We start from the raw sequence: 11,785 nt of genomic DNA, 5'->3' as shown, positions 1-11,785 counted from the left end.
GGTTCGATTTCATCATCTTGGAAAACAGCGTGTCGGGGCCGAAGATGCGCAGCAGGTCATCCTCTAGGCAGAGGTAGAAGCGCGACAGGCCGGGGTCACCCTGACGGCCCGACCGGCCACGGAGCTGCAGCGCAGCACCGGTGTCCCGGGCCTGGCCATCGTGGTGGTGCATGCCGACCGGGTGGTGTTCCTCAGGGGCTACGGCGTGCGGCGGGTGGGCGAACCCGGCGCCGTGGATGCCGACACCGTCTTCCAGCTGGCGTCGCTCTCGAAACCGATCGCCGCCACGGTGGTGGCCGGCCTGGTGGGCGACGGGCGCGTGGGCTGGGATGACCCGGTGCTGCGCACCCTGCCGGAAGCCCGCATCGGTCCGCCGGCCATCGCCCCCTCGGTGACCATCCGCGACCTGCTGTCCCACCGCAGCGGCCTGCCCGACCACGCCGGCGATCACCTCGAGGACCTGGGCTTCGATCGGGCCACGATCCTGGAGCGGCTGCGGCTGCTGCCCACCGGCAACCGCTTCCGCGCCGACTACGCCTACACCAACTTCGGCTTCACCGCCGGTGCCGTGGCCGCCGCCAACGCCGTTGGCCGGCCCTGGGAGCAGCTCTCCAGCGAACGGCTCTACGGGCCCCTGGGCATGGCCCGCACCAGCTCCCGCCACGCCGACTTCGCGGGCGCCGCCAACCGTGCCTCCCTGCACGTGCCGGAGGGGGGGCGTTGGGTGGCCCGCTACCAGCGGGATGCCGATGCCCAGGCCCCGGCCGGTGGGGTGAGTTCCAGCGTGCGGGATCTGGGACAGTGGCTGCGGCTGCAGCTGGCCGGCGGCCGCTTTGATGGCCGTGCGGTGGTGGATGGCGCCGCCCTCGCTGAAACCCACCGGCCCCAGAGCATCAGCCAGGAGCCCCGCGATCCGGCCCTTGAGCGTGCCGGCTTCTACGGGCTGGGCTGGAACGTGAGCTATACCGACCGGGGCACGGTGCAGCTGGGCCATTCGGGCGCCTTCGATCTCGGCGCCGCCACGGCCGTCTACCTGCTGCCGGCGGAATCCCTCGGCATCATCGTGCTCTCCAACAGCCAGCCGCTGGGGGTGCCGGAGGCCCTCAGCCTCAGCTTTCTCGACCTGGCCACCACCGGAGCGGTCAAGCGCGATTACCTCGCCGCCCTGCGCCCCCTGTTCCGGGGCATGGAGCAGCAGGACTACCCCACGGTGGTCACCCCGGCCCGGCCCCTGCCGGCCCGCCCCGCCGCCGCCTACACAGGCAGCTACGCCAACGCCTACGTGGGCGCGATCGCGGTGGCGCGCCGCGGCGATGGCCTCGAGCTGCAGCTGGGGCCCCGCCTCACCCCCTTCCCCCTCACCCCGGTGAGCGGCGACACCTTCCGCTACCAGCCCGCCGGCGAGAACGCCTACGGCCCCAGCGCCGTCAGCTTCACGGTGGGTGCCGACGGGCGGGCCACGGCGGTGCGGATCGACAACCTCAACCTCAACGGCCAGGGGGTGCTCCAGCGGCGCTGATCGGGGCAGCGAACGTTCCTTCTGAACCTGACCCGGTGCCGTGGCGCTGCGAGAGTGGGGCCGGCCAGCGCAGCCTGCATGAACCTCACCCCCCAGGAGAAAGACAAGCTGTTGATCGTCACCGCCGCCCTGCTGGCGGAGCGGCGACTCGGCCGGGGCCTGAAGCTCAACCATCCCGAGGCGGTGGCCTGGCTCAGCTTCCAGGTGATCGAAGGGGCCCGCGACGGCCGCAGCGTGGCGGAGCTGATGCGGGAGGGCACCACCTGGCTGAGCCGGGATCAGGTGATGGAGGGGGTGCCCGAGCTGATCCCGGAAGTGCAGATCGAGGCGATGTTCCCCGATGGCACCAAGCTCGTCACCCTCCACGAACCGATCCGCTGACCCCCACCCCGCCATGGCCCCCCTGATCCCCGGCGAACTGATCCCCGAGCCCGGCACGATCGATCTCAACGTCGGCCGCCCGGTCACCACCCTGTCGGTGGCCAACCGGGGCGATCGGCCCGTGCAGGTGGGCTCCCACTTCCACTTCCACGAGGCCAACGGCGCCCTCGAGTTCGACCGCGAGGCGGCCCGCGGCCTGCGGCTCGACATCCCCGCCGGCACCGCCATCCGCTTCGAGCCCGGCGACCAGCGGGACGTGCATCTGGTGCCCTACGTCGGCGACCGCCGCGTGTTCGGCTTCAACGGTCTGGTCAACGGCCCCCTCGACTGACACTCCCATGCCCTATCGCATCGACCGCCGCGCCTACGCCGAGACCTACGGCCCCACCACCGGGGACCGCCTGCGGCTGGCCGACACCGAACTGATCCTGGAGGTGGAGAGCGACTGCACCACCTACGGCGATGAGGTGAAGTTCGGCGGCGGCAAGGTGATCCGCGACGGCATGGGCCAGGCCCAGACTCCCCGCTCCGAAGGGGCCGTCGACACGGTGATCACCAATGCCCTGATCCTCGACTGGTGGGGCATCGTCAAGGCCGACATCGGCCTGAAGGACGGCCGCATCTGCGCCATCGGCAAGGCGGGCAACCCCGACATCACCGATGGGGTGACGATCGTGGTCGGGCCCGGCACCGAGGCCATCGCCGGGGAGGGGCACATCGTCACCGCCGGGGCGATCGACACCCACATCCACTTCATCTGCCCCCAGCAGATCGAAACCGCCCTCGCCTCCGGGGTCACCACCCTGCTGGGGGGCGGCACCGGTCCGGCCACCGGCACCAACGCCACCACCTGCACCCCCGGCGCCTTCCACCTGGCCCGCATGCTCCAGGCGGCCGAGGGGCTGCCGATCAACATCGGCTTCTACGGCAAGGGCAACGCCAGCACCCCGGCGGCGATCGAGGAGCAGATCCGCGCCGGGGCCTGCGGCCTCAAGCTGCACGAGGATTGGGGCACCACCCCGGCCGCGATCGACTGCTGCCTGACGGTGGCCGACAAGTACGACGTGCAGGTCTGCATCCACTCCGACACCCTCAACGAGGCCGGCTTCGTGGAGGACACGATCCGGGCCATCGGCGGCCGCACGATCCACACCTTCCACACCGAGGGGGCCGGCGGCGGCCACGCCCCCGACATCATCCGGATCTGCGGCGAGCCCAACGTGCTGCCCAGCTCCACCAACCCCACCAAGCCCTACACCGTCAACACCCTCGAGGAGCACCTCGACATGCTGATGGTGTGTCACCACCTCGATCCCCGCATCCCGGAGGACGTGGCTTTCGCCGAATCGCGCATCCGCCGCGAGACGATCGCCGCCGAGGACATCCTTCATGACCTGGGCGCCTTCAGCATCATCGCCAGCGATTCCCAGGCCATGGGCCGCGTCGGCGAGGTGATCACCCGCACCTTCCAGACGGCCCACAAGATGAAGGTGCAGCGTGGGTTCCTCCCCGAGGACGCCGCCGGTCCCCGCGGCGGCCGCAACGACAACACCCGCCTGAAGCGCTACATCGCCAAGCTCACGATCAATCCCGCCATCGCCCACGGCCTCGACAGCCAGATCGGCTCGGTGGAGGTGGGCAAGCTGGCCGATCTGGTGCTGTGGAAGCCGGGCTTCTTCGGGGTCAAGCCGGAGCTGGTGATCAAGGGCGGCTCGATCGTCTGGGCCCAGATGGGCGATGCCAACGCCTCAATCCCCACGCCGGGCCCTGTCCGCGGCCGGCCGATGTTCGCCGCCTACGGCGGATCGGTGGCGGCCAGCTGCCTCAACTTCGTCAGCCAGGCCTGCCTCGAGGACGACCTGCCCAGCCGTCTTGGGCTGAAGCGGCCCTGCGTGCCGGTGGTGCAGACCCGGGGCATCGGCAAGGCCCAGATGCGCAACAACACGGCTCTGCCCAAGGTGGAGGTGGACCCCCAGACCTACGAGGTCTTCGCCGACGGCGAACTGCTCACCTGCGAACCGGCGGAGGTGCTGCCGATGGCCCAGCGCTACTTCCTGCTCTAGGGCGCCCCGCGGCGGTTCAGGCGACCCCGCAGACGCCGGCTCCAGCCGAACGCGGCCAGCGCCCCGGCCAGGGGCAGCGGACCGGGAACGTCCGTGGCTGGCTCGGAGGGGAGGGCCCGCACCACGAGCTGGCTGAGCAGCGCCTCGGTGCTGCTGGAATCACGGTCGCCGCCGACGCCGGAGATGGCGATGATCCGGTTGGCCCTGACCACGAAGGGGTTGGCGAAGGCGTAGCTGGTGCCGACCTGCTTGTCGAACAGGGTTTCGGTGGAGACCACCGGACTGGTGGGCTCACCCCAGGTGAGCAGGGGGTTGCCCAGGCCCACCCGCAGGCTGCCGTAGCGGTAGCTGATCAGCTCCACCGCCTGATCGAAGACCAGCTCGATGGCGCTCTGGTTGGCCGCCCCCGTGCCGTTGCCGGGGGTTTCCAATCCGCAGTTGGTCAGGCCGATGTCGTTCAGGCCCGCCCCTCCGGCCTTGTAGAGGCAGAGCCCCTCATCCGTGGCACTGACGGGCTTGGCGGTGTCGTCAGGGAGCAGGGCGTTCTGGAACACCAGCCGGAGCATGCGGCCGTCGGCTTGGGCGCTGAAGGTTTTGGTGGCCGAGGCCTGGGGATCGGCGGGGGTGGCGCGGGCGCTGCCGAGGTCGAAGGTGAACGTGGTGCCCATGGCCTGCCCCGGCGAACCACTCAGGACAAGTCCTGCTCCGAGGAGGGTTCCCAGAAGCGGGCGAGCCAGCGGCAGGGCGGACATGGCGGCGCTGCTCGGTGCAGGTCCTTGATTATGACGCAATTTAAAGCGTTGGCACCCCTGCGCCACCCATCCGCTCCTCCTCAAGCGCCCATTCCTCCAGGTTGGGATCCCGGCGCGTGGCCCGGCGCTCCACCGACAGGACGGGCACCTCCTGGAGGGGGGTGGCGAAGGCCACACCGAAGCCGAGGGCGAAGTGGGCCCGGGTGAACCAGCGCAGCTGGGCCCGCAGGCGCAACTGGCCGAAGCCGGGATGGGAGCGCACATCCAGCAGCAGCCACTGCCCCGCCTCCAGCGCCTGGTCCTCGTTGGCGATCAGGCACATCCCACCCTTGCCCACGTCGGCGATGTCGGCGAGGAACCAGCGACCGCAGGGCTGACCATCGCCATCGAGACGCCGGACGGCGATGGTGCGGCAGCTCTCGATCGAATGACGGGCGAAGGCCCGCTTCTCCCGACGGGTTGCCGTCCTTTCCCTGTCGTGCAGCAGGGCGCCTGTGGCGCGAGGCGCCGTCGATGCCTGGGATCCGCTCTGGCTCATCAGCATGCCCCACTCCCTGCCTGTGTGTTCATCCTGAACCCAGCGTGTCCCGCAGGGGCCGATGCTTATGAAAACGCTATTCCTATGAAGCGCTAGTCCGGCCTCGCCCCGGGTTTCGTAGCAACGGCAACGGGTGGCCACCCCGGCGGCACTGCAGGATCCAACCGCGCGGACGGGTGTGGAATGTTCAGTCAGTACAAACCGAACCAGGGGTACGACGAGTACTTCACCTCCACCGACCAGCCCCGGGCGACCCTGACGCCCCTGCTCTCGTCCCTCGGTCAGATGGGTCTCGACCAGCTGAACCGCAACCACGCGGCCGCCGGCATGCTGCTCAAGCGGCTCGGCGCCACCTTCCGGCTCAACGATTCCGACAGCAAGGGCGTGGAGCGAATCCTCCCCTTCGATCCCCTGCCCCGCCTGATCGGGGCCCGCGACTGGGAGCGGCTGGAGCGGGGCCTGTTTCAGCGCCTTGAGGCGATCGACCGCTTCCTGGCCGATGTCTACGGCGACCAGAAGATCCTCGCCGACGGGGTGGTGCCCAGGGCCGACGTCGAAAGCTCCCAGGGCTGGCGGCCCCAGATGCAGGGCTTCAAGCCGCCCCTCGGCCGCTGGTGCCACATCTCCGGCCTCGATCTGGTGCGCGACGGCGACGGCACCTGGCGGGTGCTGGAGGACAACCTGCGCTGCCCCTCCGGGGTGGCCTACTTCCTCGAGAACCGGCGCGTCATGAAGCGCATGTTCCCGAGCCTGTTCGCCGGCCGCACCGTGCAGCCCATCGACGACTACCCCTCCCATCTCCTGCAGACCTTGCGGGAGCTGGCCCCCTGGACGGACACCCCCAAGGTGGTGCTGCTCACTCCGGGAGTGTTCAACAGCGCCTACTTCGAGCACAGCTACCTCGCCCAGCAGATGGGCATCCAGATGGTGGAGGGTCGCGACCTGGTCTGCGAGGGGGATCGGGTCTGGATGCGCAGCACCGCCGGCCTCGAGGCGGTCGACGTGATCTACCGCCGCATCGATGACGACTTCCTCGACCCGGCCGTGTTCCGCAGCGATTCGCTCCTCGGCGTCCGGGGGCTGATGGGTGCCTATGCCGCCGGTCGGGTGGCGATCGCCAACGCCCCCGGCACCGGCGTGGCCGATGACAAGCTCATCTATGCCTACGTGGGCGAGATGATCCGCTACTACCTGGGCGAGGAGCCCATCATTGAGAACGTCCCCACCTACATCTGCTCCCGCCCCGACGATCAGGCCTACGTGCTGGCGCACCTCGGGGAGCTGGTGGTGAAGGCGGTGGCGGAGGCCGGTGGCTACGGGATGCTGATCGGCCCCCATGCGAGCCAGGCGGAGATCGAGGAGTTCGCCGTCAAGATCCAGGCCAATCCCCGCAACTACATCGCCCAGCCGACCCTGGAGCTCTCCACCGTCCCCTCCCTGAGCGAAGGGGAGCTCTACCCCTGCCATGTGGACCTGCGGCCCTACGTGCTGCGCGGCAAGGAGGCCTGGGTGAGCCCCGGCGGCCTCACCCGCGTGGCGCTGCGGCGCGGGTCCCTGGTGGTCAATTCCTCCCAGGGCGGCGGCTGCAAGGACACCTGGATCGTGGATGAAGCCCCATGCTGAGCCGCGTCGCCGACTCCCTCTACTGGATCAACCGCAATGTCGAACGGGCCGAGAACATCTCCCGGTTCGTCGAGGTGAGCGAGGCCATGGCCCTCGACTGCCCCCCCGGCAGCGCCGAACCCTGGCTGCCGTTGATCGATGCCAGCGGCGACCGCAAGCTCTTCGATGAGCTCTGTCCGGTGGTCACCCCCGAGGCCGTGATCCATTTCCTGGTGCGGGAGACGGAGAACCCCAGCAGTGTTCTCAACTGCATCGCCAACGCCCGGGAGAACGCCCGCCAGATCCGTGAGGTGATGACCACGGAGATGTGGGAGCAGATCAACGACATCTACTGGACGCTCCAGGAGGAGGGCTTCTGGCAGCAGCCGCCCCAGGAACAGCTGCGGGAGATCCGCCGCGCCTGCCAGCTCTTCTACGGCATCACCGACGCCACCCTCAGCCGCGACCTCTCCTGGCAGTTCAGCCGTCTCGGGCGGCTGCTGGAGCGCGCCGACAAGACCACCCGGATCCTGGACGTCAAGTACTTCCTGCTGCTGCCGTCCCCTGAGGAGGTGGGCGGGGTGCTCGACGAGCTGCAGTGGATCTCCCTGCTGCGTTCGGCGGGGGCCTACCAGATGTTCCGCCAGTCCAGCCAGCAGGCCATCGAACCCAAGGCGGTGGCGGCCTTTCTGCTGCTGGATCCGATCTTCCCCCGCTCGGTGCGCTACTGCCTGGAGCGGATCAACGAGACCCTGCGGATCATCCGCGGCAGCTCCGTTCCCCGTCCCGCCGACGATCTGGAGTGCCTGATCGGGCTCACCCTGGCCCACTGGAGCTTCACCAGGATCGACGAGCTGGTGGTCACCGGACTCCATGAGGCCATTGACAACTTCCAGTCCGATCTCAATCGCCTGCATGAGCTGATCGAAGCGCGCTACTTCATCGCCCCCACGGGCACCACCGCCACTCAGGAGGCGGCATGCGAGCCCGCATAACCCACACCTTCGACTACCGCTACAGCGCTCCGGTCTTCCTGGGTCCGCACCGGTTCTGTCTGAAGCCCCGAGGTCACGGCTTCCAGCGGCTGCTGCACTTCCACCTGGCGGTCACGCCGGAGCCGTCCCGCTTCTACCCGTTGCTGGCCGCCAGCGGCGATGAGATCCTGCGGGCCCGTTTCACGGGCAGCACCGAGCATTTCCGGGTGCAGGCGATCAGCGATGTGGAGACCCAGCAGCCTCCGGCCCTGGCCAGCTGCCTGGAGGATCAGGAGCCGTTGCTGCCCTATCCGGTGGGTCACCTCAACGGCGATCTGCTGGGCTCCCTGGAGGGCTGGCTGCCCAACGGCCAGCACGACCCCGCCGCCGTGGACCTGGCCCAGGAGGCGCTGATGGGCAGCGACCAGCGGGGGCTGATGTTCCTGGAGCAGCTGGTGGAGATCATCAAGGACCGGGTCAAGTACACCCAGCGGCACGTGGGGCCGGCCTGGCCGGCGGGGCGCACCCTCAAGGAGCGGGTCGGCTCCTGCCGCGACCTGGCGATGCTGATGGTCGAGACCTGCCGCTGCGTCGGCCTGCCCTCCCGGTTCGTGAGCGGTTACCACCTGGTGGAACCGCAACCGAACCAGTACGACCTGCACGCCTGGGCCGAGGTGTACCTGCCCGGGGCGGGCTGGCGGGGCTTCGACCCCAGCGGCATGGGCAGCGTCGACGACCGCTACATCACCCTGGCCACCTCCTCCAAGCCCACCCTCACCGCGGCGGTGAACGGCAGCTTCTCGGGCCCGACGGGGGTGGACAGCGAGCTGGAATGGGCCATCGAGGCGGAGCTGCTGGAGCCCACGCCGATGGGCTCCGCCTGGCACGAGGTGCTGCACGGCTGAAGCGAGGCCAGCGGAAGCGAAGCCACTCTTAAGGTGCGCCGGCTGGTAGCCGATGCATCAGCGGCGGCGGCACTCCCCAGGCCAGGACAGGTTCACACTGCCGACCGCCGCCCGTTCCCATGGCCAGCCCCACACCTGCCCCGTGCCTGCCCAAGGGCCAGGCCCTCCTGGAGGCGATGCGGCGCCATCTGTTCTCCAGCCAGGCGAAATCCGCCTCCCTCGCCACCACCCACGACCACTACGTCTGCCTGTCGCTGGCGGTCCGGGACATCCTGCTGACCAGCTGGGTGGACACGGCCGACACCTACACCAGCCAGCACGTCCGCACCGCCACCTACATGTCGGCGGAATTCCTGCTGGGGCCGCACCTGGAGAACAACCTGGTGAGCCTCGGGCTGCGCGAGGAGGCCGCGGCCGCCTGCGAAGCCCTCGGCCTCACCCTCGAGGAGATGCTGGCGGAGGAGCCGGAACCGGGACTGGGCAACGGCGGCCTGGGCCGGCTGGCGGCCTGTTTCCAGGAGTCGATGGCCACCCTCGAGCTGCCGGCCATCGGCTACGGCATCCGCTACGAGTTCGGGATCTTCCGCCAGCAGATCGGCCCCAACGGCCAGATGGAGAGCACCGATCCCTGGCTGGCCCGCGGCAACCCCTGGGAGGTGATCCGGCCGGAGTGGAGCTATCCGGTGCTGATCGGCGGCCAGACCGTGATCGGCGTCGCCTACGACACCCCGATCCTGGGCTACGGCGTCCACACCGCCAACACCCTGCGGCTGTGGTCGGCCCAGGCGCCCGACGCCTTCGACTTCGCCTCCTTCAATGCCGGCGACTACACCCGGGCCGTGCTGCACAAGGTGCAGTCGGAGACCCTCTCCAAGGTGCTCTATCCCAATGACGAGCTGGAGCAGGGCAAGCGCCTGCGGCTCAGCCAGCAGATCTTCTTCGTCTCCTGCTCCCTGCAGGACATGTTCCGCATCCTCGGCAGCCAGGGGATCCCGGTCACCGAGTTCCACCGCAAGTTCGCGGTGCAGCTCAACGACACCCATCCGGCGATCGCCGTAGCGGAGCTGATGCGGCTGCTGATCGACGTCCACGGCGTCGACTGGGACACCGCCTGGAGCATCACCACCGCCACGATCAGCTACACAAACCACACCCTGCTGCCGGAGGCCCTCGAGGCCTGGGGGCTGGAGCTGTTCCAGCAGCTGCTGCCGCGCCAGCTGCAGATCATCTACGAGATCAATGCCCGCTTCCTGCGCACCCTGCGCATCCGCTTCCCCGGCCAGCCGGAGCTGCTGGAGCGGCTGTCCCTGATCGAGGAGGGCCCGCACCGCAAGGTGCGTATGGCCCACCTGGCGGTGGTGGGCAGCCACACGGTCAACGGCGTGGCGGAACTGCACAGCCGCCTGCTGAAGGAGAACCTGTTCGCCGATTTCGCCAGGGTGTGGCCGGATCGGTTCACCAACATCACCAACGGCGTCACGCCGCGGCGCTGGCTGGCGGTCGCCAACCCGCCCCTGGCCGCCCTGCTCAACGACGCCATCGGCACCGACTGGTGCCGCCATCTCGACCAGCTGCGCCAGCTCGAACCCCTGGCCACCGACGCGGCGTTCCTGGAGCGCTGGCAGGGGGTGCGGGAGCAGGCCAAGGAGCGGCTGGCGGCGACGATCCGCCAGGACACCGGCGTGCTGGTGGATCCCGCCTCCCTCTTCGACGTGCAGGTGAAGCGGATCCACGAGTACAAGCGCCAGCACATGGCCGCCCTGCAGGTGGTGGAGCGCTACCTGCGCCTGCGGGCCGGGGAGGACCTGCCGCCGCGCACGGTGATCTTCGGCGGCAAGGCGGCCCCCGGCTACGCGATGGCCAAGCTGATCATCCGCCTGATCGTGGGCATGGCGGAGATCATCAACATCGATCCGGCGATGGACGGCCGCCTGCGGGTGATCTTCCTGCCCAACTTCAGCGTCAAGCTGGGCCAGAAGATCTACCCGGCGGTCGACCTGTCCGAGCAGATCTCCACGGCCGGTATGGAGGCCTCCGGCACGGGCAACATGAAGATGTCGCTCAACGGCGCCCTCACGATCGGCACCCTCGACGGGGCCAACATCGAGATCCGCGAGCGGGTCGGGGACGACAACTTCTTCCTGTTCGGCCACACCGCCGAACAGCTGGCTGCCATCAACCGCAACGGCTACCACCCGATGCCCTGGCTGGAGAACGACGCCCTGGCCAAGGAGGCCATCGACCTGATCGGGTCGGGCCACTTCAGCGAAGGCGACCGCGACCTGTTCCATCCGCTGCTGGCCAACCTCTGCAGCAGCGACCCCTTCCGGGTGATGGCCGACCTGGGCGACTACCGCCGCGCCCAGAACGAGGTCGACAGCGCCTGGTGCGAGGCGGGACGGTGGAGCATGATGTCCGTGCTCAACACGGCCCGCTGCGGCTTCTTCAGCAGCGACCGGTCCATCCAGGAGTACGCCGAGCGCATCTGGAAGGTGGCTCCGGTTCCCGTCAATGCCTGCAGCGTGATTCCCAGCCCGTCCCCATGAGCCTCCCGCAACCCGCATGAGCTGGCCCGCATGAGCTGGATGGACAGGGTGGCCGAGGCGGCCGAGTCCCGCCTGAGGGCCGCCGGCATCCAGCTCACCCTTGGCGGTGAGCCCACCCTGGTGCCCCTCGAACCGGAGGGGCCCGAGTGGAGCGTGACCGCCGATGGCCCCACCAAGCTCCCCATCGCCCGGGCCCTGGCCCGGGACCTGCAGCAGCGGGTCTGGCCCGGCAGCACGCTCCTGTACTGCCCCGGCAAGCGCTACGACGGCGAAGTCAATCCCCGCTGGGCCCTGCGCCTGTTCCTGGGCGACGACGGCACGGCGCCGGTGCGCTGGCCCGCGCTCTGCCAGCCCGGCCTGGAGGGAGCACCGCTGACAGCCGAGGCCGCCCCGGCCTGGCTGGAGCAGCTGGGCGCCCGGCTGGGCATCAATCTCCAGCCCGTGGCGCTGCGGGACCCCTTCGAACCCGAGCGCCGGGTCTGGGCCGCCCCCCTGAGCGTGGCGC

At 69.5% G+C, this 11,785-nt stretch carries 11 protein-coding genes and 1 pseudogene; 9 read left to right on the top strand and 3 right to left on the bottom strand.

Going from position 1 to position 11,785, the window contains the following annotated elements:
* Positions 1 to 127 (bottom strand): annotated as a pseudogene (locus tag VB737_RS11865) (preprotein translocase subunit SecA); the annotation flags it as partial.
* A 36-nt stretch (positions 128 to 163) separates the two neighbouring features.
* Here VB737_RS11865 and VB737_RS11860 point away from each other — a divergent pair.
* The 4 genes from VB737_RS11860 to ureC all read left to right on the top strand — a co-directional run bounded on the left by VB737_RS11860 (position 164) and on the right by ureC (position 3,963).
* Positions 164 to 1,519, top strand: coding sequence for a serine hydrolase (locus VB737_RS11860; protein WP_500313199.1), 1,356 nt, complete (start codon positions 164 to 166; stop codon positions 1,517 to 1,519).
* Between the two features lie 78 nt (positions 1,520 to 1,597).
* On the top strand, positions 1,598 to 1,900 hold the full coding sequence (locus VB737_RS11855; RefSeq protein ID WP_015110097.1) for an urease subunit gamma: 303 nt from the start codon (positions 1,598 to 1,600) through the stop codon (positions 1,898 to 1,900).
* Positions 1,901 to 1,913: 13 nt separating this feature from the next.
* The gene (locus VB737_RS11850) at positions 1,914 to 2,231 is read left to right on the top strand and encodes an urease subunit beta (RefSeq protein WP_500313196.1); all 318 of its coding nucleotides are present in this window, start codon (positions 1,914 to 1,916) and stop codon (positions 2,229 to 2,231) included.
* Positions 2,232 to 2,238: 7 nt separating this feature from the next.
* Positions 2,239 to 3,963 carry an urease subunit alpha gene (gene ureC / locus VB737_RS11845; RefSeq protein ID WP_500313194.1) on the top strand — a complete coding sequence of 575 codons (1,725 nt, stop codon included), beginning with the start codon at positions 2,239 to 2,241 and terminating at the stop codon, positions 3,961 to 3,963.
* Here ureC and VB737_RS11840 read toward each other — a convergent pair.
* Together VB737_RS11840 and VB737_RS11835 are read right to left on the bottom strand one after the other, a co-directional pair.
* Entirely contained in the window at positions 3,960 to 4,631 is a 672-nt protein-coding gene (locus VB737_RS11840) for a hypothetical protein (protein WP_500313192.1), read from the bottom strand. The two genes, ureC and VB737_RS11840, sit on opposite strands and share 4 nt — an antisense overlap.
* Positions 4,632 to 4,755: 124 nt before the next feature.
* Positions 4,756 to 5,253, bottom strand: a complete 498-nt coding sequence (locus VB737_RS11835; protein WP_500313191.1) for a PilZ domain-containing protein — start codon at positions 5,251 to 5,253, stop codon at positions 4,756 to 4,758.
* 183 nt (positions 5,254 to 5,436) lie between these two features.
* Here VB737_RS11835 and VB737_RS11830 point away from each other — a divergent pair, with 183 nt between their 5' ends.
* The 5 genes from VB737_RS11830 to VB737_RS11810 all read left to right on the top strand — a co-directional run.
* Positions 5,437 to 6,876, top strand: coding sequence for a circularly permuted type 2 ATP-grasp protein (locus tag VB737_RS11830; protein WP_500313189.1), 1,440 nt, complete (start codon positions 5,437 to 5,439; stop codon positions 6,874 to 6,876).
* A complete protein-coding gene (locus VB737_RS11825) occupies positions 6,870 to 7,850 on the top strand; it encodes an alpha-E domain-containing protein (protein WP_500313187.1) in 981 nt (326 codons plus the stop codon). The genes VB737_RS11830 and VB737_RS11825 overlap by 7 nt, the downstream gene beginning before the upstream one ends.
* Positions 7,835 to 8,734 (top strand): transglutaminase family protein, encoded by a 900-nt coding sequence (locus VB737_RS11820; protein ID WP_500313185.1) that lies wholly within the window; start codon positions 7,835 to 7,837, stop codon positions 8,732 to 8,734. The genes VB737_RS11825 and VB737_RS11820 overlap by 16 nt, the downstream gene beginning before the upstream one ends.
* A gap of 119 nt (positions 8,735 to 8,853) precedes the next feature.
* Entirely contained in the window at positions 8,854 to 11,280 is a 2,427-nt protein-coding gene (locus VB737_RS11815) for a glycogen/starch/alpha-glucan phosphorylase (protein WP_500313183.1), read from the top strand.
* Positions 11,281 to 11,319: 39 nt separating this feature from the next.
* Positions 11,320 to 11,785: transglutaminase family protein (locus VB737_RS11810; protein ID WP_500313182.1), on the top strand; the 466-nt coding region annotated here is incomplete at its 3' end.

This window comes from Synechococcus sp. BA-120 BA3, assembly GCF_034931285.1.
Lineage (GTDB): Bacteria > Cyanobacteriota > Cyanobacteriia > PCC-6307 > Cyanobiaceae > Cyanobium.
The sequence above is the reverse complement of the archived record's forward strand: the minus strand, read 5'-3'. Positions and strand labels throughout refer to the sequence as shown.

What these genes read in the sequence shown, in the direction of transcription:
- VB737_RS11835 (WP_500313191.1), bottom strand. Translation starts at nt 5,253, where the DNA reads ATGAGCCAGAGCGGATCCCAGGCATCGACGGCGCCTCGCGCCACAGGC.
- VB737_RS11815 (WP_500313183.1), top strand. Translation starts at nt 8,854, where the DNA reads ATGGCCAGCCCCACACCTGCCCCGTGCCTGCCCAAGGGCCAGGCCCTC.
- VB737_RS11840 (WP_500313192.1), bottom strand. Translation starts at nt 4,631, where the DNA reads ATGGGCACCACGTTCACCTTCGACCTCGGCAGCGCCCGCGCCACCCCC.
- VB737_RS11825 (WP_500313187.1), top strand. Translation starts at nt 6,870, where the DNA reads ATGCTGAGCCGCGTCGCCGACTCCCTCTACTGGATCAACCGCAATGTC.
- VB737_RS11855 (WP_015110097.1), top strand. Translation starts at nt 1,598, where the DNA reads ATGAACCTCACCCCCCAGGAGAAAGACAAGCTGTTGATCGTCACCGCC.
- VB737_RS11820 (WP_500313185.1), top strand. Translation starts at nt 7,835, where the DNA reads ATGCGAGCCCGCATAACCCACACCTTCGACTACCGCTACAGCGCTCCG.
- ureC (WP_500313194.1), top strand. Translation starts at nt 2,239, where the DNA reads ATGCCCTATCGCATCGACCGCCGCGCCTACGCCGAGACCTACGGCCCC.
- VB737_RS11850 (WP_500313196.1), top strand. Translation starts at nt 1,914, where the DNA reads ATGGCCCCCCTGATCCCCGGCGAACTGATCCCCGAGCCCGGCACGATC.
- VB737_RS11830 (WP_500313189.1), top strand. Translation starts at nt 5,437, where the DNA reads ATGTTCAGTCAGTACAAACCGAACCAGGGGTACGACGAGTACTTCACC.